General features: G+C 33.8%; 17 protein-coding genes. All 17 read right to left on the reverse strand.

Annotated features, from left to right (window positions below):
* Positions 1-35: 35 nt before the first annotated feature.
* Positions 36-1,232: a M20 family metallopeptidase gene (locus tag HMPREF1253_RS02865; protein WP_023055258.1), complete on the reverse strand. Its 1,197-nt coding sequence runs from the start codon at positions 1,230-1,232 to the stop codon at positions 36-38.
* 70 nt (positions 1,233-1,302) lie between these two features.
* Entirely contained in the window at positions 1,303-2,244 is a 942-nt protein-coding gene (locus HMPREF1253_RS02870) for an ABC transporter ATP-binding protein (protein ID WP_023055261.1), read from the reverse strand.
* A 4-nt stretch (positions 2,245-2,248) separates the two neighbouring features.
* Positions 2,249-3,238 carry an ABC transporter ATP-binding protein gene (locus HMPREF1253_RS02875; RefSeq protein ID WP_023055267.1) on the reverse strand — a complete coding sequence of 330 codons (990 nt, stop codon included), beginning with the start codon at positions 3,236-3,238 and terminating at the stop codon, positions 2,249-2,251.
* Positions 3,239-3,264: 26 nt separating this feature from the next.
* Complete coding sequence (locus HMPREF1253_RS02880) at positions 3,265-4,143, reverse strand: ABC transporter permease (RefSeq protein ID WP_023055264.1); 879 nt, start codon at positions 4,141-4,143, stop codon at positions 3,265-3,267.
* A 12-nt stretch (positions 4,144-4,155) separates the two neighbouring features.
* Entirely contained in the window at positions 4,156-5,082 is a 927-nt protein-coding gene (locus tag HMPREF1253_RS02885) for an ABC transporter permease (RefSeq protein ID WP_023055266.1), read from the reverse strand.
* Positions 5,083-5,097: 15 nt separating this feature from the next.
* The gene (locus tag HMPREF1253_RS02890; protein ID WP_023055260.1) at positions 5,098-6,687 is read right to left on the reverse strand and encodes an ABC transporter substrate-binding protein; all 1,590 of its coding nucleotides are present in this window, start codon (positions 6,685-6,687) and stop codon (positions 5,098-5,100) included.
* A gap of 12 nt (positions 6,688-6,699) precedes the next feature.
* On the reverse strand, positions 6,700-7,740 hold the full coding sequence (locus HMPREF1253_RS02895) for a M20/M25/M40 family metallo-hydrolase (protein WP_023055272.1): 1,041 nt from the start codon (positions 7,738-7,740) through the stop codon (positions 6,700-6,702).
* Between the two features lie 290 nt (positions 7,741-8,030).
* Positions 8,031-8,618, reverse strand: a complete 588-nt coding sequence (locus HMPREF1253_RS02900) for a cyclodeaminase/cyclohydrolase family protein (protein ID WP_081696568.1) — start codon at positions 8,616-8,618, stop codon at positions 8,031-8,033.
* A complete protein-coding gene (locus HMPREF1253_RS02905) occupies positions 8,605-10,275 on the reverse strand; it encodes a formate--tetrahydrofolate ligase (protein ID WP_023055271.1) in 1,671 nt (556 codons plus the stop codon). The genes HMPREF1253_RS02900 and HMPREF1253_RS02905 overlap by 14 nt, the downstream gene beginning before the upstream one ends.
* Positions 10,276-10,401: 126 nt before the next feature.
* The gene (locus HMPREF1253_RS02910; RefSeq protein WP_023055269.1) at positions 10,402-10,653 is read right to left on the reverse strand and encodes a hypothetical protein; all 252 of its coding nucleotides are present in this window, start codon (positions 10,651-10,653) and stop codon (positions 10,402-10,404) included.
* 175 nt (positions 10,654-10,828) lie between these two features.
* Positions 10,829-11,422 carry a rubrerythrin gene (rbr, locus tag HMPREF1253_RS02915; RefSeq protein ID WP_023055254.1) on the reverse strand — a complete coding sequence of 198 codons (594 nt, stop codon included), beginning with the start codon at positions 11,420-11,422 and terminating at the stop codon, positions 10,829-10,831.
* A gap of 817 nt (positions 11,423-12,239) precedes the next feature.
* A complete protein-coding gene (locus tag HMPREF1253_RS02920) occupies positions 12,240-13,436 on the reverse strand; it encodes an ATP-grasp domain protein (RefSeq protein WP_023055273.1) in 1,197 nt (398 codons plus the stop codon).
* Positions 13,437-14,435: 999 nt separating this feature from the next.
* Positions 14,436-15,272, reverse strand: coding sequence for a class C sortase (locus HMPREF1253_RS02925; protein WP_023055259.1), 837 nt, complete (start codon positions 15,270-15,272; stop codon positions 14,436-14,438).
* Positions 15,265-16,083, reverse strand: coding sequence for a class C sortase (locus HMPREF1253_RS02930; protein ID WP_023055263.1), 819 nt, complete (start codon positions 16,081-16,083; stop codon positions 15,265-15,267). Before HMPREF1253_RS02930 ends, HMPREF1253_RS02925 begins: the two co-directional genes overlap by 8 nt.
* A complete protein-coding gene (locus HMPREF1253_RS02935) occupies positions 16,067-16,963 on the reverse strand; it encodes a class C sortase (RefSeq protein ID WP_023055274.1) in 897 nt (298 codons plus the stop codon). Before HMPREF1253_RS02935 ends, HMPREF1253_RS02930 begins: the two co-directional genes overlap by 17 nt.
* Before the next feature lie 56 nt (positions 16,964-17,019).
* Complete coding sequence (locus HMPREF1253_RS02940) at positions 17,020-18,228, reverse strand: collagen binding domain-containing protein (protein WP_023055268.1); 1,209 nt, start codon at positions 18,226-18,228, stop codon at positions 17,020-17,022.
* Between the two features lie 66 nt (positions 18,229-18,294).
* Complete coding sequence (locus tag HMPREF1253_RS02945; protein ID WP_023055265.1) at positions 18,295-20,727, reverse strand: pilin N-terminal domain-containing protein; 2,433 nt, start codon at positions 20,725-20,727, stop codon at positions 18,295-18,297.
* Positions 20,728-20,910: the final 183 nt, after the last annotated feature.

Consider the following 20,910-nt stretch of genomic DNA (forward strand, 5'->3'; position numbering starts at 1 on the left):
CTAAAACTTTATTTTGTAGTTTTTTCTATTGTTTTTTATTTTGATTTTTCTTTATTTAAATATCTGTAGGCTATTTCTCCTAAAACTCCTGCTCCTATATAAAGAGTGTCTTCTTCTATGTCGAATTTTGAACTGTGGTGAGGATATTTTTTGCCGTCTTCTGCTGGTCTTAGGTTGTTTAGGGCTAGGAATGTTCCTTTTGCTTTTTTTAAGTAAAAGGCAAAGTCTTCTCCTCCCATGGTGGGTTTTTCTATTTCTATGACTTTTTCAGGTCCTAATAGATCTACTGCTGTTTCTTTTGCAAATTCTGTAAATTCTTCATCGTTTATTAGGGCAGGGTAATATCTTTTGTAGTCTAAGTATCCTTTTCCTCTGTAGGCTTTTGCTAGGTTTTCTGTAATTTCTTTCATTCTTTCTTCTACAAAGTCTTGGACTTCTTCATTTAAATTTCTTACGGTTCCTTCTTCCCACACTTGGTCGGGTATTATATTTTGACAGGTTCCTCCGTGTATTTGGCATATGGATATAAGACTTGATTCACATGGGTCTATTTCTCTACTTATTATTTTTTCTAGTCCCATATTTATTTCTGATATGATTTGTATGGGGTCTATAAATTCTTTAGGTCTTGCTCCATGGCCTCCTTTTCCTTCTACTTTTAAGATAAAGGCGTCCATACTTGCCATTAGGGGTCCTTTTTTATAGCCTATTGTTCCTTTTTCATAGTTTCCGAAGATTCCTCCTTCATGTAAACCTATCACTCTATCTACATGTGGATTCTCCATGCAACCTTCTTTTATCATGGGTTCTGCTCCCCCTGGTATTTCTTCTCCTGGTTGAAAAAATATTTTTACTATGCCCTTTAATTCTTTTTCTCTGTTTTTTAAAATTTTTGCGGCTGCCAATGCCATTGCAGTGTGTCCGTCATGACCGCAGGCGTGCATACAGCCTTTGTGGTTTGATGCAAAGGGAAGGTTTGTTTCTTCTTCTATGGGAAGGGCGTCCATGTCGGCTCTTATGGCTAGGCATTTTCCTTCTTTTTCGCCTATTTGTGCTATGATTGCATTTCCATTTACGAGAAGTTTGTATTTTATTCCCATTTCTTCCAATCTTTTTTTTACGTAATCAACTGTTTTTGGAAGATTCAGTTGAAGTTCGGGAATTTTATGAAGTTCTCTTCTGTCTTTTATTATTTCTTCTAAATTTTGTTTTGCTTCTTCTAATATATTCAATTTTTTACCTTCTATTTTAATTTTTATAAAATAAAAAAACTATTGATTTAATTATCAATAGTTTCTCTATTTACACATGATGACAAGCAACAAAGTGTTCATTTCCCACTTCTCTAAATTCCGGTGATACTTCAAAGCATTCTTTTGTCGCTATAGGACATCTTGGTGCAAATCTGCATCCTGGTTTAGGATTTATAGGAGATGTTATTTCTCCTTTTAAGAGTATTCTTTTCTTTTTATTGTGTATGTTAGGCACGGGAACTGCTGATAGTAGCGCTTTTGTATAGGGATGCAGGGTGTTTCTGAAAAGTTCCACAGCTTCCGCTTTTTCTACCATCTTGCCCATGTACATTACCAATATATCATGTGCGAAATAATGAACAACTGACAAATCGTGTGTTATAAAAATATAAGTTAATTTTCTTTCTTTTTGTAATCTTTCCAACAAGTTTAATATTTGAGCTTGTATTGAAACGTCTAAGGCTGATACTGGTTCGTCACAAACTATAAACTTAGGATTTAGTGCCAGGGCTCTTGCTATACCGATTCTTTGTCTTCTTCCTCCGTCTAATTCGTGAGGATATGCATTGACAAGTCTTTCTGCAAGTCCTACTGTATCCATAAGTTCTTTAACTTTGTCATCCACTTCTTTTTTTGTTTTGTATAGTTTATGAAGATTAATAGGATCAGCTATTATTTCACTTACTGTTCTTCTTGGATTAAGTGAAGCAAATGGGTCTTGGAAAATTATTTGCATTTCCTGTCTCATTTGTCTCATTTCATTTTTATTTAAAGTTACAATATTTTTACCTTCAAAAAATATCTCTCCTGAAGTTGGTTCGTGAAGTCTTAAAATTGCTCTACCGCAAGTTGATTTGCCACAACCTGACTCCCCAACCATTCCTAAAGTTTTTCCTTCTTCTATATTAAAGGTCAAACCGTCTACTGCATGCAGAGTTCCATTTTTTACTGAGAAATATTTTTTTAAATCTTTTACTTCTAATAAACTCATTCTTCTACTCCCAATAATTTTTTGTTTTTTCTGCATACATTAAACAGGATACTGTATGCGTATCATTTATGCATATCTTTTCAGGAACTTGGTCTTTGCAGATATCTTTTGCATAGGGACATCTTGGGTGAAAAGTACATCCGCTTGGAAGATTTGAAGGGTCTGGAACTAAACCTGGTATAGGTTTTAGTGGTTCTCCCTTGTCTTCTATATTCGGTAGAGAATTAAATAATCCTTCCGTATATGGATGTTTATGATTGTCAAAAATATCGACTAAATTTCCATGTTCTATTATTTTTCCGGCATACATTATTGAAACTTCATCGCAAATTTCTGCAACTACTCCTAAATCGTGAGTAATGAGTATCATTGATGTGCCGTATTTATCTCTTAAATTTTTCATTAATTCAAGGACTTGTGCTTGAATTGTTACGTCTAAAGCTGTTGTAGGTTCATCTGCTATTAAAACTTTAGGGTTACATGCCAGTGCTATGGCAATTACAACTCTTTGTTTCATTCCACCTGAAAATTGATGAGGATATTCTCCTGCTCTATCTCCTGGAATTCCTACAAGTTCAAGCATATCTTTCGCTTTTTCATAAGCTTGTTTTTTATTTAAGTTTTCATGGATCATAATAACTTCTGCTATTTGATCTCCAACTGTTAAAACGGGGTTCAAAGAAGTCATAGGATCTTGGAAGATCATTGAAACTTGATCTCCTCTGATAAGTTCCATATCTTTTTCTGTATAGTTAAAAATATTTTTACCTTCCAAGAAAATCTCGCCGTTTTTAATTACTCCCGGTGGATCCGGAACCAATCTTAATACAGCAAGGGCAGTTGTGGTTTTTCCCGCTCCCGTTTCTCCTACTAAGCCTAAAGTTTTTCCTTTACCTAAACTTATATCTATATTGTTTACAGCTCTAACAGTGCCTTCTTCTACTTCATAAGTTATCTCAAGCCCTTTTATTTCCAAAATATTTTCTTCAGACATTTTTCCTCCTAATTGTACATTAGTAATTAGCGTTTCAATTTTGGATCTAATGCATCTCTAAGTCCATCACCTAAAAGGTTTATTGATAAGGATGTTATTGCAATTGCTATTCCTGGAAAAACAGTAAGATAATTGTTATCTCTTATATATGTTCTTCCTTCAGATAACATTGAGCCCCATTCTGGTGCAGGAGGTGCTACTCCCAAACCTACGAAACTTAATGAAGCTATTACTAAAATTGCTGCTGCAATTGCTATGGAACCTTGAACAATTATAGGTGCCATACAATTTGGTAAAACTTCTCTAATAATAATTCTCGAGTTTTTAGCACCGCAGGCTCTTGCAGCTTCTACAAATTCCTGGTCTTTAACTCCAAGTATGGACGCTCTTACAATTCTTGCAAATATAGGCACGTCTGAAATAGCAATTGCTATCATCAAATTGACCATACTGGGTCCTAAGGAAGCAACTACTGCAATTGCCAAAAGCATATTCGGTATTGCTAAAAAGACATCCATAATTCTCATTATAATATTATCTACTTTGCCGCCGTAATATCCGGATATAGCTCCTAAGGTTCCGCCTATTGCTAAAGAAACTATTATAGCTGATATGGAAACCTTTAAAGATATTCTCGATCCGAAAACAAGTCTTGCCAAAACATCTCTTCCCATGGCATCAGTTCCCAGCCAATGTTCAGCTGAAGGCCATTGAAGAGCTTTTGCATAATCAACTTTTATAGCTTGTTGGTCGTAATCATATATAAAATCAGCGCATAGGGCTAGTAAAATTAAAATAACTAAAATTATAAGACCAAACATGGCAAGTTTACTTTTTTTAAGTCTATGCCAAGTTTCCGCCCACAAACTTTTCTTTTTATATCTGTTTTCAACTTTATTATCCATAATATCACCGACCTACTTGTAATTTGCCTTGATTCTTGGATCTATATATCCATAAATCAAATCGACAACTAAATTTACTAAACTGAATGCAACGCAAAAGCATATTATTGAACCCATTACTGCAGGAGTATCCTTTGCTTTAATACTTGTGATCATATATGTTCCGATTCCCGGCCATGAAAATACGGTTTCAGCTATTACAGCTCCACCCATCATAGCTCCGAATTGTAAACCTGCAACAGTTATAACTGGGATTAAAACATTCTTTAAAGCATGTTTTCCTATAATATCTTTGTTTTTTACTCCCTTTGCCTTTGCAGTTCTTATATAGTCGGTTCTTATAACTTCAAGCATTGATGATCTTGTGATTCTCATAATATTTGCACAACAACCGAATCCAACTGAAATAGCAGGCATAATCAAGCTCTTCCAACCTTCAATTCCGTTTGAAGGAAGCCAACCTAATTTTAATGAGAAAATTAAAATCATCATTAGGGCAACCCAAAATGAAGGCATTGCTATTCCAAGCATACCGAAAATAGTTGCCACCCCATCTATTAAAGAGTACTGCTTAACTGCTGAGACTATACCGAGAGGTAGGGCTATTAATAAAGCTACAATCATTCCTATGGTAGCAAGTCTGAAGGTTATAGGAAATCTTTGGAAGATTTCAGTTGAAACGGGTCTTCCCGTTTTATATGATGTTCCGAAATCTCCCTTGGCAATATTTCCCATGTATTTAACATAGCGAAGAGAAACAGGGTCGTTAAGACCATGTTCCTCTCTCCACATTTCAACAGATTCTTCAGATGCCATTTCACCAAGTACTAATCTAGCCGGATCTCCCGGGGAGTAGGATAATATTAAGAATATTATCACGGTAACTCCCAATATTACGGGAATCATCATCCCAAGCCTTTTTAATACATATTTGTACATCTTCTATCTCCTTAATTATTTGCCTTCTACAAAGTGTAAACCGTAAAAATCATGCATACGGATTGGAGAAATTATCATACCATCAATTTTCTTAGATTTTGCAATATAACCGATTTCTGAACAAGTTGGAATTTGTGCACATTCTTCAGATACGATTTTTGCAATTCCTTGATAAGCTTCCAATTTTTCTTTTGGATCCATGCTCTTTGATCCCTTGTCTAAAAGTGCATCAATTTTGTCGCTCTTGAAACAAGAAGTGTTAGATCCACCAACTCCTATAGTTGCACTGCTAAATAGAGGTCTGAAAGTATTATCAGGTTCAGCATTAGCAATCCATCCACTGTATCCAGCTTCGTGTTGAGCTTTTCCTGTCTTGTCATAGTATGCAGATGCTTCTAAAACTTCAATGTCTACTGTAATGCCAGCTTCTTTACAAGCAGCTTGAATTACTTGAGCAGCTCTTGGTCTTGCATCGCCAAGGGTTGAAATTGTAAAACTAAATCCATCAGGCATTCCTGCTTCAGCTAATTTTTCTTTAGCTTTTTCAATACTATATTCTCTCTTAACAACATCATCTGTATATCCAATAGCTGCAGGTCCTATACAAGTTTCGCAAGGAGTAGCTTCGCCGTTAAATTGAACTTGAATGATGTCAGGTCTGTTTACACAATAAGCAACAGCTTCTCTTAAAGCCTTGTTGTCAAATGGTGGCTTGCTGCAGTTTAATGCTAAAAATTCAAGTGCAGTTGATTCATATTGTAATACGTCTAATTTATCATCTGCTTTAATATTTTTAATATCAACGTTTGGAACGTCCATTAATAAGTCGATTTCTCCGTTTTGAAGAGCAACTGTTCTTCCTGTTTCTTCAGGGATAACTTTCCATTCAAGACCGTCACATTGTGCCTTGTATTTGTCGTTCCAATAATCTTCGTTCTTTGTTAAAGACCATTTGCTTCCTAATACCCATTCTTTAAATTTGAAAGGTCCTGTTCCTATAGGATTTTCGTCTAAGCTCTTTCCTTCTTTGTCCATAGGTTCTACAGTTTCTTTATCCAAAATTGAACAACCCATGTGAGATAGTGAAGATAAAATTGTTGATGTAGGTTCAGTTAGATGAATAATGAAATTGTAATCATCAAGAACTTCTACATTGTCAATAAGAGCAACTAAGTGTCCTACGTTTCCTGAGCTCTTTTGTCTTTCTAAAGAAAACTTAACGTCTTCTGCAGTTAAAGGATTCCCGTTGTGGAATTTGATTCCTTCGTTCAAAGTGAACTTAAGGTCTTTATTTCCACTTCCTTCAACATATTCAAATGATTTTGCTAAATAAGGTACAAATTCATTTGTATCATTATCCAGCTTAACTAAAGTTTCATAAATAGATCTTACGGCTTGAGCTGAAGTTGAATCATTTTCCTTATGAGGGTCTAAAGAAGTTACATCTCCCTTAACACCTATAACTATAACTCCATTAGCCTTTCCTTCGTCTTTTCCGCCGTCTTTTCCGCCATCAGCTTTTTCTTTGTTTCCACCACAAGCTGTAAGGCTTAAAAGCATAACTAAAGATAAAACAACGCATAATGTCTTCTTAAATTTTTTCATAATATTACCTCTCTATTTGGCCAAAACATAAGCAATAGTAAGTTTTGCCGTATTTATTATAGACTCTATAAAAGTTCTCTCTACACCATGAGATGTATAAACGGTCATTCCGAATGCTGCCGCTTCAATATCATTTCCCGCAGCAAAAGCTGCCATGGAATCAGTACTATATCTGTTAAAAACTTCAACAGAATAGGGTATCTGAATTTTTTCGGCAAGATCCACTAATTTTTTAGTTATTCTTCTGCTATAGGGACCTTTAAAATCCTTTGAGACAATAGAAACATCTTTTTCGGTGCCGCTATGCTCCGGTCCTATAACACCAATATCAAGTGCTATGTACTCATCAATATCTAAAGGTACATAAGAACCACCGAAGCCAAGCTCTTCATAATAGGGGAAAGCAAAAACAGTGTCATACTCAGGTTGTAAATTATTTTCAGTTAAATACTTTATAGCGCTGAGAGTTGCTGCAACTGCACCCTTATCATCAATAAATCTGCTTCTGATTCTGCCGTTTTTCATATAATCAAATCTTGGTTCATAGGCAATGACATCTCCATGTCTTATACCTAGTTTTTTAACGTCTTCATCAGAATTTACATCTTCATCAAGCAAAAATCTCATAGTATTTTCATCTCTTTGAAGAGTTTTAGCATCTTCAAAAACATGAACAGAATGAGAAACACAAGTTAAATAACCAGTGTATTTTTTACCGTCAAGTGTAATAAGGTACATTTTTTCATGCTCTAAGCTCGAAAAGTTATTGCCTCCCAAGCTTTTTACTTTAATGGAGCCGTCCTTTTCAATATGATGAACAACCAAACCTATAGTATCTACGTGAGAACCTACACAAATAGTCCTTGAACTATCTTTTCCCTTTAGCTTTACATAAGCAGTCCTTCTGTTGTCATATTCCGGTTTTAAATTAAAATCAGAAAAATATTTTTCAAGTAACGCTTCACATTCGTCCGTATAACCTACAGGACTTGGAGTTTCAATAAGTTCTCTCATAGTATTTAATAAATATGATTCGTCTATTTTTATATCCATCCAAATCACCTCCTTTTATGTAGATTATTCTATAAACTCCTAGAGCTTACCTTTTTAGGTTAAACAAAATAAGCCATTTTGTCAAGGACATCGTTTTTATAAATATAAGCAATATCCCCATTCTTTCCGATTTTTGAATTATCATTTTTAAAATTAATTTCACTTTAGCTCATGAAACAAAATTTTACAAATTTTTTATAAAATATTTTTCACTAAAAAATTCTATAAAAAAATCACCCCACAAAATGAAGTGATTTTAAATAAAAATAAATACTATATTTTTTAATTGTCTATGAAATTTTTATTCTTTTTATTTTTTCTCTCATGTCAGAAACAAAATCTTGGTCCTTTATAGACTTTAAATTAATTTCTATATTTTCAATAGAACCCTCTATAGCACTTATTATCTCTTTTTTTGCAAGTTTCACATCTGAAAGAGCTGATTTTACCCCTATTTCCTCTATCCTCTTGCAATAGGGGAAAAGTTTTTCAACTTCTAATGCAAAATCATAGGGGGCCTTAGCTGCAATTTTATAGCCCTCTTGAATTTTTTCACTTCTATAAATTTTTTCAGCTTCAGTGTCCTTTTTTAACTTAAAAGCCCTTATTACTTGATCAAAACTCTGGGCATCTTTTTTAGGTCCTTGAAATAAATTTCCTTGAATTTCACTTAAATCTTTTAAAATTCCTTGAGCCTCTTCCCTTACATCCTCATAATTTTTATTGGCAATGGTAATATTTGTAACCATCATCAAAAGAGACACTCCAAAAAGAGCATTTAAAGCTGCCACTGCACCACCACCAGGTGTTGGGCTTTTTGAGGAAAGTTTTTCTATAAATTCTCTAATACTTAAATCCATCATCTTAAAAAAGTCCACTTATCCTTCCATTTTCATCAATATCCATATCAAGAGCAGCAGGATGCTTTGAAAGACCAGGCATGACCATTATATCTCCCGTTTCACAAACTATAAAACCTGCTCCCTTAGAAATCCTTACATCCTTTACTGTAATCTCAAAATTTTCAGGTGCATTTAAAAGTTTAGGGTTATCTGAAAAAGAGTATTGAGTCTTAGCCATACAAATAGGATATTTGTCTAAATTGTGATCTTTTAAATACTTTATCTCTTTTTTCGCCTTGGCAGTATAATTTACACCCCTTGCCCTGTAAATTTCCTCTGCAATCTTTTGAATCTTTTCTTCAATTTCTAAATTCACATCATAAAGAGGACTATAGTGAGACTCTTCCCTTTCCAAAGTTTCCTTTACGAGAATAGCCAAATCTTCAGCTCCCTTGCCACCTTCCATAAAGCCTGTGGTCTTTCTTGCCTCTATTCCTTCTTCTTTACACAAATTTATTAATTCATTGATTTCTTCCTCAGTATCACCTTCAAAAACATTTATAGCACAAATAAGAGGCACCTTAAATTTAAGCATATTTTCCATATGCCTTTTAGCGTTCTTAAAGCCCTCTCTAAGAGCCTCAATGTTTTTCTCAGACAATTTGTCCTTTTGAATGTTTCCATGCATCTTAAGGGCCCTTAGGGTGATTACAAGGACACTAAGATCAGGATGAAGATCCCCTATCCTACATTTTATGTCCATAAATTTTTCTCCGCCTAAATCAGCACCGAAACCTGCCTCCGTTACAAGGTAATCATTTAAACTCAGACCAAGTTTTGTCGCCCTTATGGAATTGCAACCATGGGCAATATTTGCAAAAGGTCCCCCGTGAATTATTGCAGGATTATTTTCAAGAGTCTGAACTAAATTGGGTTTTATAGCATCTTTTAAAAGGACAGTCATAGCTCCTTGAGCCCCTAAATCCTTAACATAAAGAGGGCTGCCATCCTTCTTCTTTGCAAATATTATTTCTCCCAATCTTTTTTTCAAATCAGCTAAATCTTTGCTTAGGCAAAAAATCGCCATTACTTCACTGGCAACAGTAATCATAAAGTGGTCTTCCCTTGGATAACCCATGTTTTTACCGCCGAGGCCAACAACCACATTTCTTAAAGTCCTGTCGTTAATATCCAAAACCCTTCTTACAAAAATCTCCCTCTCATCAATTTCAAGGTCGTTTCCCTTTTCAATATGATTATCCACAAGAGCACAGAGCAAATTATTGGCAGCAGTTATAGCATGAAGATCTCCTGTAAAATGTAAATTTATTTCTTCCATAGGCAGAACTTGAGAATATCCTCCCCCAGCAGCTCCACCCTTTATTCCGAAAACCGGTCCCAAGGAAGGCTCCCTTAAAGCACAGGCAGTCTTAAGACCAATCCTATTCATGCCTTCAGTAAGACCTATAGTAACAGTGGACTTTCCTTCCCCTGCAGGAGTGGGAGTAATGGCAGTTACCAAAATTAATTTACCCTTTTTATTATTTTGAACTTTTTTATAAAATTCTTCCTTTATTTTTCCCTTATAATTTCCGTAGGGTTCTATGTATTCCTTGTTAATTCCCAGTTTTTCCCCAATTTCGTAAATATCTATAAGCTTAGCTTCTCTTGCTATTTCAATATCACTTTTCATCTTAATCCTCCTTTTTCTTAATATCTTATACCAGTAATTTTATCATAAAAAAAGCTGTGTCAAATTGTTGATTTAATTTTTGGCAATAAAAAATCCATTGATTATTTTCAATGGATGCTTATAACTTTATTCTTTATGCCTATTCTGACTTACCATATTTAAAAAACTTATACCTAAAAGGCAAAGAATTGAAAGCCACTTTTGTTTTTTATAAATAGCAAAAAGAGCCACCAATATTAATATCAATATGTAAAAATCTTTTTTTACTTCCGGACCAGAAAAATTCCCATTAGTTTTATATGATCTATAAATATTGAAAAGTGTTGCAAATATAAGTAAAATACCACCAATTAAAACAAAAATATATGAACTTCTCATAGAAACTCCTTTCTTTTCAATTTCATTTTAACAAAATTTAGGCCAACTTACAAAGTTTTGTTAAATTTATAAAATTCAAAAAGTTTTTTTCAGCCATTTTTAACAAGTTAAAAAAATCAACCTGACTTTAATAAAATCAGGTTGACCCTTTTAAAATAATATTGGCTTTTATCTATTAATATTCTTCTTTAAATACTTGGAAATATCCTTGAGGATGAGCACATGCTGGGCAAACTTCCGGCGCTTCCTTGCCTTCATGAACATAGCCGCAGTTTAAGCATTTCCAAAGAACTACATGGTCTTTTTTAAATACTGTGCCTTTCTTAATATTTTCAGCAAGTTTTCTGTATCTCTTTTCGTGAGCTTCTTCAACTTCTCCAACTTCTTTAAATACATCAGCTATTTCATCATATCCTTCTTCTCTTGCAATTTTTTCAAATTCAGGATACATGGAAGAAGTTTCATGATGTTCTCCTTCTGCTGCTGCAATTAAGTTTGTATAAGTGTCTTTTTCATCAAAATGTACAGGGAATGAATCTGTAATTTCAACAGCTTCTGCATCACTTTGTTTGTTTAAAAATCTGTAAAATCTCTTTGCGTGTTCGTCTTCGTTTCTTGATGTTTCAAGGAAAATATCTCTTATTTGAATATATTTTTCTTTTTCTGCTTGTTTTGCATAATATTTATATCTCATTGATGCTTGAGATTCTCCAGCAAAAGATTTCATAAGATTAACTAATGTTTTACTTCCTTTTAATGATTTTTTCATAATAATCCTCCCATATTTTCGTATAATTTATACGATTATCTTAACCATATCTCATATATACCCTTTAATTTTTTATAAACAAACTTTTTAATCCATTTCCAACATTTGATTATCCTATTATCAAAAAAATTAAAAATTTTTTGATTTTTTTATTCGCCTTACGGCGATGGACCAATAGCAGATATTTGCAGAGCTTTAATCTTATGGACCCTGTACGGATAAAATTACCCTACATTTATGCGTGTGTTTTGTGGGTTGTAGGGACCGGTTTACCGGTCCGCCTATGTCACGTGGGAGAACAAACTCAACTTTTTTTATAAATATTTTTTTATGCTCTACATAAAGCATTTTTGTTTTATGTGTTCAATAAACTTTTTATTTATATTTTTTCTTTTTCATTTCTTTTTTTGTTTTATTCGCCTTACGGCGCCGGACCAATAAATTGGTCCCTACATTGGGTTGCTGAGCTTTACTTTTATGGATCCTGTACGGATAAAATTGTCACATTTATGCGTGTGTTTTGTGGGTTGTAGGGACCGGTTTACCGGTCCGCCTATGTCACGTGGGAGAACAAACTCAACTTTTTTTATAAATATTTTTTTATGCTCTACATAAAGCATTTTTGTTTTATGTGTTCAATAAACTTTTTATTTATATTTTTTCTTTTTCATTTTTTTTGTTTTATTCGCCTTACGGCGACGGACCAATAAATTGGTCCCTACAATGATTTTTAAATATTCAATAAATTGGTCCCTACATTTGGTTTTATTTACAATAAAAAATCCACTGGTTTTGCCAATGGATTTTGTTTTGTTTTCTATTTTTTATATTTTATATAGGTCTTTATACTTGAAAGCCTTGCTCGCATATAGGCTAGGAATCTTTTTAAATTTTTGTCTTTTTCATACCACTGGGTAAATTCATATCCCCTTTTCAAGAGGGATTTTACCAATTCTTTTTTGTCCCCTGCTACATATTTTTTTGCTACAAGGGGGTCTACATAAAGCCAGGCTTTTTGACATCCTTCGTGGTAATAGGTTTCTAAATCTTTATTAAAAACCAAATCATCTACTAAAAATTTTACAAAGTTGCAGCCTCCTGCGGTCATATAATAGGAGGACCTGCCTTGTCTTATGTTGATTTCAAAGACCTTATAAGTTTTTGACCTGTCGTCATATTTTAAGTCAAAGTTTGCAAAGCCATGATAATTTATGGATTCCAAAAATTTTTCATAGGTTTTATATAGGTCCACGTCACTGTCTGTATATAAAAAGTCATAGTTTCCAATTTCTTGTGGAAGGACTGCGTCTAATAGACACCTGCCCAGGCACATCATTTTAACTTTTCCTTTTTTATTTACATAGGCGTTTAAGACTGCCATTTTTTCAGGGCCACCTTCTATAAATTCTTGGGCAATCATAAGTCCTTTATAGCCTGCTTTATAAATTCTTTTAAGCTCCATGTTAAGTTCTTCTTTGTCGTGAATTTTATAGGCCTTTTTTTTGCCTTCAAAATGTAGGTGAACAAATTCTATGGAGTCATTGGCTTTTAGGGCAATTGGATAGGAGAATGGGATTTCAACCTCTCCATTGTCATACATTTTTTTATCTATAAGGTATGTTTTTGGATAGGGCAAATTTTCTTTTTGGCAAATTTCATAAAAATCTTTTTTATTTTCAAGAAGCTTTTGTTGGTCCAAGGTTACATAGTTAAATTCATAATAGTCTTTTAATATTTGATTATTTTTTGTGATTAAAGAGGTGTAGCCGTCAGAACAGGAGATTAAAATAAGTTTTTCTCCTTGTCTTGTTTTGGCAAAGTCTATTAAAGTTTTTAAAAAGACTTCTTCTTTTTCAAAGTCTGGGTTTGTTTTTACTTCTATAATTTTTGAATTTCTTGTATATATTAAGGGTTTTATTCCGAAGCAATAGGATTTTTTACCATATTCCTTATGAAAGGAACGGGCGACTCCGTAGGCATTGGCATCGGTTCCTAAGATTACAGGTGTAAACATATTTCCTCCATCTTTTATTTTTATATTACAAGTATAGCACAATTGCTTGGATTGGATTTTATTTTATTTTATTCGCCTTCGCCGCCGGACCAATAGCAGATATTTGCAAATCTTTTGTGAGCTGTAGGGACCGGTTTACCGGTCCGTGTGCGTTTGGTGAGAAAACAAATTCAATATTTTTATAAAATTTTTTTAATGAATATTATTTTTATATTTATCTTTTTTCATTTTTTATTTTATTCGGCTGACGCCGCCGGACCAATAAATTGGTCCCTACATTCGGTTGCATGGGTTTTCTTTTGTGAAACCTCTTCTCATAAAATTACCCCACATTGGATTTTATATTCAATAAAAATTTTATTTTAATTTACATTTTATCGTTTTTTTATTTTATTTTATTTTGTTCGCCTTCGCCGCCGGACCAATAAATTGGTCCCTACATTCTGTTTCGGAGATTTAATCTTGTTAAACCTTTCCGCATAAATAAACTCTACATTCCCATGTGGGTTTTTGTGAGCTGTAGGGACCGGTTTACCGGTCCGTGTGCGTTTGGTGAGAAAACAAATTCAATATTTTTATAAAATTTTTTTAATGAATATTATTTTTATATTTATCTTTTTTCATTTTTTATTTTATTTTATTCGGCTGACGCCGCCGGACCAATAAATTGGTCCCTACATTCTGTTGCATGGGTTTTCTTTTGTGAAACCTCTTCTCATAAAATTACCCCACATTGGATTTTATATTCAATAAAAATTTTATTTTAATTTACATTTTATCGTTTTTTTTATTTTATTTTATTTTATTCGCCTTAAGTCACCGGACCAATAGCAGATATTTGCAAATCTTTTGTGAGCTGTAGGGACCGGTTTACCGGTCCGTGTACGTTTGGTGAGAAAACAAATTTAATATTTTTATAAAATTTTTTTAATGAATATTATTTGTAATTTCCAATAAAAAATCCATTGGTTCTATTTCCAATGGATTTTATTTACATTTTTATTTTAATTTTTTTCTTCTCGGTTTTTTACCTCTTACTATATATTTGCACATATTTATGAATACTATCAAAAGGCTTATCCAGCCTATAATTGTTATGGCGTATATTCCATATTTTAAATAGGAAACAGAACTTTCTTTTTGGTCTTTTGTTTCTTCTATAGTCTTTTCTTCATAAACTCTTTTTGCATTTACTAATAATCTTTTTGGCCTCGGCGGTCTTTTTGGATGGCAGGTAAGAAGACTTATCATATCCTGATCCTTTATGGGCAGGATTTTTTCCCAATCTCCCGGCCCTATTATTTCCTTGTCAGACACTGCATATTTTAAAAGTCCCAGAGGGCTATCTATAAAAATTTCATCCCCAGGATTTAAGTCATCTATGTTATAAAAGAAAAGGTCTCCCCAGCCTCCTCTGTGACCAGCTATAACGGATCTGGTGGATTTTCCTCCTATAGGTAGACTTGTTCCTTCTACCTGTGCAACTCCCATTTTTAAATGTTTAAAACTTGCATCAAGATAGATTGGTTTTTTTAAATCTAATTTAGGAATTATAATGTAGGCAAAAATATCATCTTCTTTTAAGCCGTCAATGTTGTAAAAGGCCTTATAATCTTCATTTTGAAAGGGATCTATTATATTTCCTTCATTTTTTTCCACCTTTTCATTGTAAGATTCTATAGATGGATTCATGTGAGGTTTTTCATTTTGAAAAATTTTATATTTTCCATCAGCAGATATTTCCCTATAAGAAATTGAAGTAAAAGCTATAAGGGGCATAAGAATGCCCACAAGAACAAATAAATATCCTATAATTACTCTTAATTTTTTATTCATAGCGCCTTCTCCTAAATTTTTTATAAATAAAGATTATTAACAGAACTATAATAAGAGTGAGAGCAGGCCAAATTACATCTTTAAAATTAAATTTCATTGCCTGTATAGGCTCATCAGGTTCCACATAAGGTATCCTATGTCCACGAACTAAAAGTCTGTGAGAATTTATCATGTAGGGCGTGCAGGTAAGAAGGGTCATAAGATCTTTTCCCTCTACAACTAAAACCGGTTCAAAGTCCCAAGGCTCCACTGTTAAAATTTGGTCCACCTTATAGGCTAAGGTTTCTTTAATGTTTGTAAAGTAAAAGACATCTCCCAATTTGAGCTTATCCAGTTCCCTAAAAAGTTTAACTTGAGGAAGGCCTCTGTGAGCTGTAATAACTGCATGAGTATCTTGTCCTCCAATAGGAAGAGATGTCCCCTCCAAGTGGCCGCAGGCTCTCTGTAAAACATCTTCAGAAGTGCCGGCATACACGGGAATTCTTTGTTCAATCTTTGGAATATTTATAAAACCTATTTGCTCTTTTAATTCCAACATTCTGGCATAGTTTGCAACACCCTCTTTTTCCCTTTCAGTGTAAGGGTCTGCCAGTCTTGAAGGATCTAAAGTTTCGTTATAAGCCTTGGCAAGGTCTATTCTTTTATTAATTTCTTCTTGAGAAAGCTCCGTCTTTGCTTCTTCAAAAACTTCTATGCGGTTGTTATTTTTTATAGTGTAATAATAATTGGAAATTATAGGATAGACGGCTATTAAAAGCCCTAAAATAAACATGCCTATAATTTTCCAATTTTTTTTAATTTTTCTTAACATCCTTTTTTTCCCTAAACCTTAACATATTTTCTTCCGCTCTTTTTTCTCTTTCCTTTTTCTTTTTGTGTCTAGAAATTAAAAATCGGATTAAAATTATTATAACAAAAATTAAAAGAATAATAAGTCTTTTATCTATGCCTAAATTTTTGCCTGTATCTTCCATAACTTTTTCATCAACTTCCGGCACATAAGGAACTCTGTGGCCACGAACAATAAGTCTGTGAGTATTGATCATAATAGGCGTGCAGGTAAGAAGGGTTGCATAGTCCTTTCCTTCAACAACTAAAAGTTGTGAAAAATCAGAAGGATCAATAACATCAATATGATCCACTTGATAGGCTAAAACGCCCCCAACATAATTAATATAAAATTTTTCATCAAGCTTTACTTTTATTAAATCCGTAAAAAGTCTTGCGCTGGGTAGACCTGAATGGGCAGTAATAACAGTATGAGAAGGAACACCACCAATAGGAAGAGAAGTCCCCTCCAAGTGGCCTGCCCCCTTTTGAAGAATTTCTTCATTGGTTCCAGCATAAATAGGTATCTCCACATTTATAGAAGGAATTTGAATGGAGCCGATCTTCTCCCTCAGCTCAAGCATCCTTGCATAATTTGAAATAGCCCTCTTTTTTTCCTCTTCAGAATAAGGATCTCCCCTTATAACATTTGCCAAATTGTCATTATAAATTTGCGCAAGCTTTAATCTTTCAGCAATTTCTTCAGGAGACAACTCATCACGAGCCTCCTTAAAATCCTGAACTTGATTGTTGGCTTCAATCTTATAATACCAATTGGAAATCATAGGGTAAGACATTATCCCCAGGCCCAGTATAAAAATAAATATAAAAATAATATTGGATTTTTTATTTCTTCTTGCCATTTTTTCTCCATCTGCAAAATACTTACAAAATAAAAGAGGCTTTTCAGCCCCTTATATTAATTTTTTTCCCTAATTAAATACTTGCCCAAACCTACCATAATAGCACCAGCAACCACTAGAACAATAAGTGTAATATCCCCTGTCTTAGGTATAGGCGGTCTTTTGCTGTTTTCAATTATAAGAACTTTTTCAAAAGAATCATCATCAATTTCAAACTTCAAACTGCCCTCAAGCAAAGTATAATCTTTAGGAGCTTTTATTTCCCAAATATAATAAGTTCCATAATCGAGGTTTGAAACTGAAAACTTTCCATCCTCTCCTGATTTTAAAATTAAATCTTTTCCATTTTTATCCTTAAGCCTTAGGTGCTTTCCATCAACAATTTGGGTAATTGCAAACTCTGCCCCGCTTAAAGGTTTGACTTTAGTCTCGTCTGTTTTAAAAAAGTTATAAGATCCTCTTTTTTTCTCATTCTCTACTCGGATCCTGCAAGACTCATCCTTAAAAATTTTAAAATAAGAATCTTCAACAAGTATCTTGTAGCCAAAAGGAGCGGACACCTCTTTGAAGAAATAAAGTCCTGGACTAAGATTATCTACAACAATCTTGCCATCCTTATCAGTTTCAAAAATTTCCTCCTTGCCCTCAGAATCATACCTGTTATTTTTAGTCTTTACAATTTTTCCAGAAGAATCGTGAAGAGTAAACTTTGCCCCCTTTAAAAGATTTCCCTCTCCGTCAACTTTTATAAGCTCAACTCTTCCCGGAGGTGTTTCCTTTGGTGGTGGTGGTGGCGGTGGAGGTGGCGGCGGCATTGGCGGCCTTCTTCCCCATTTTAAATTTATAAGGTCTGATTCTTCAGGAGAAAAAACTGCCGATTCAATAAAAGAAAGTCTGTCCTTATTGTTAAGCTCCCTTACATAATAAAAACCCTCTTTAAGATTTAAAAGCTTAACCTTATAATCATCTTCAGCCTTGGGATATAAAATCCACTTATAAGAAGGATCCTCCAACTGCTTATCCAAATCTTCTTCAGTAAAAGTATCTAAAATAGAGGTCATCTTAGTCTTGTCCATGTGGGTGTCTATAAAGTTTGGATTTATTTTCCAAACCCCCAAAGTTCTTCCCCTTAAATCTTCTTCAGTCAAATCGTCTTTAGTTTTTATGTTGATGGTAACTGATGATGCTCCTAAAACTTTAAGAGGTAGGAAGATCATAGTGACCACCATGTATAAAATTATTAAATTTTTAAATCTTTTCTTCATATCTACCTCTTTTTAATAATATGTATGGAAAAGGGGGAAGCCCCCTTTTCTAAAATTTAATTAAACTTAAGCTTCTTCTCTATTCTTTTTCATAGCTATAACAGCACCAGCCATTAAAGCAACTCCGACAACAGTGAAGATAACAGTACCCATACCACCTGTTTGTGGGATAGTAACTTTGTTGTTAACTAATTGTTTAGCATCATTAGCTGTTGATTTTTCAGCGTCATACTTAATTTGAACATCTTCTGTAGTTAATGATTTATCATTTACTGTAAATATAAAATCATTTTCGCCTGTTGGTAAAGCATATCCACCTGCAGGAGCTTTTGTTTCCACTGCTCTGTAATTGCCATATGCAAGACCTGTTACTTGGAATTGTCCTTGTCCATTAGTATAGAATTTAGTTGCTTGACCTTTATCAACCCATTCATAAGCTAAATTAGCTTTAACAAATTCTTTATCTCTAGCTTCTTGTAAAGATTTAATTTCAGCCATTGCTGTATCTTTTGTAGTAAATTCTTTTTGACCGATAGTTACCTTGTTTGTAGCAGAGATTTCACCCTTTGCTAAGGCTTTATTAACAGCGTCTATAGCATCGCTATATGCTTTTTCTGCATCAACATAAGCTTGACTATTAGTTGGAGTGATCTTTAAATATTTACCATAATTAACTGTATCAGTTTCATTTTTATTTTGAATTATAAATTCAGCACCAGCTAATCTGTTGCCATCTTTGTCAGTCTTAACAAATTTCTTTCCGCCAACTGTTACTTGTGGTGGAGTTGGAGTGATAGATTCAGGTACCTTAGTATTCTTTACTGTAACTGTACTACCTGAAACTGTATAAGTTGGTTCATAGCCGCCAGTAAATCCTTCATAGCCATAAACAATTTCTTTTATCATATATTGTTTAGTTGCATCTTCATCTTTTGCAAACTTAAATTTACCTGAAAAATCTCCTGTAACTTCAAATGTGATTCCATTTCCTAATTCAGTATAATCAACTTTTTGAGCTTCAGTAAATGTTACATCTGCAACAGGATTTCCTTCAGCATCTAATAGAACATATTTTACCCTAACGCCAGTTGGAACTTTTCCGTCAGCCCATGTCTTAGTTACTGGAATTTCTTTATTAGATGGTGTTACTTTATCACTTGTTGGCTTTGGTGGTTTATGATTGTAAGTGAATGTTGCATGGTTGTCCATTGGTCTGTCATTAACAGCATCTGCTGTAACTGTTGCAGAATATGTGAAAGTAATATCTAAATCAGATTTTTCTCCTGCCTTATTTAATTTATCCAAACCGGCTTGTTCAAAGTGAAGTGTAAATCCATTAGCTACCTTTTTAACAGTATAATCAGTTCCAGCTACTAGAGCATTCGCTAATGCCGGACTTACTGTAACGGTAACACCTTTAACATCGTCATATTTTAAACCTTTGTCCATAGAGTCTGCTAAATCTAAGTCTTTAAATACAGAACCTTTTGGAAGATATGCCTTTGCTTCGTATTTGATTTCTTTTCCTATTTGACCTTTAGCATTTGCTTTTTCTACATTGTAGTTATCAAATACAGCTCCAACATCTTTTTTAGCTTTAGGGTCAGTAATTGCTTCTAATCCATTTTTTATAGCAAAGTTCTTATCAAATTTAACTGGATTTTCAGTGTTCTTTGGATATAAGTTAAGTGGTTCTGTTTCACTGTAGTTTCCTGTTCCGTCTGGTTTAGCTACTGGAAGAGTTAAAGTAAATGGTACTGCCTTCATTCCTGAAAGAGTTTCACCTTTTTCACCCTTGTAAGTCGAATTAGTTTTATCTTCTACTATTCTGTAAGTTCCGTCCGGAAGTGTAGCTTCTGCTATTCCTCCATTTGCTGTTGTTACATAATCTTTGCCGCCAACTTGAATTAATTTGTAATAAGTGTCATTGTCAAGGTCATTTTCAGCTAATTTAGCAGTTTGTTTTAATTCAGAACCCTTTGTATATCCTGCCGGAGCTCCACTTGTAGGTGCACCCTTATACTCTTCATAAATTCTGAAAGCTACACCGTCTATTGGTTTTGAATCGCTGCCAAAGTATTTTACTATATCAAGTTCTTGACCTCTAAATTCAGTTCCGTCAAGACCTTTATATCCTGGAAATACATCTTCTGCCTTTCCCGTTTTATTATTTCCTAAGTCCGTTGTGCCGGTAAAGGCTTTTACAAAGTCATCAGTTTCAGCTATTGCTGTTGACTGATCTTTAACATCATAATATTTTCCATCTTTAAATATTATGACTTTTGACACAGATGTACTTTTGTTAGTTTGACTATCTGTAGTTGTAACAGTAACTCTTTTTGCGTTAAAATTTTGTTCATTCATAAGTATTTTATGAATTTTAACTTTTGTGCTGTGAGCTGTTGGTTGGCCGTCTGCCAATACTGTTAGTGGAGCGAAGACTCCTACCATCATTACTAATGCCAATAATAGTGACAATAGTTTTTTTGTTTTTTTCATATTATCCTCCATTCTTAAATAAAAATTTATATTTTTTTTATTAAGCTTTTTTACCTCTACGCTCTTATGAGCGCTTATTTTAATTATGGCTAATTAAAATAATCATTCTATCTTCACATATATTACTCCCTTATATAGGAGGAACCTGTAAGCCATCAGCATCCCCCCTTTATTATTGTTCTT

The organism is Peptoniphilus sp. BV3C26, assembly GCF_000478985.1.
In the GTDB taxonomy this organism is placed as follows: domain Bacteria; phylum Bacillota; class Clostridia; order Tissierellales; family Peptoniphilaceae; genus Peptoniphilus_B; species Peptoniphilus_B koenoeneniae.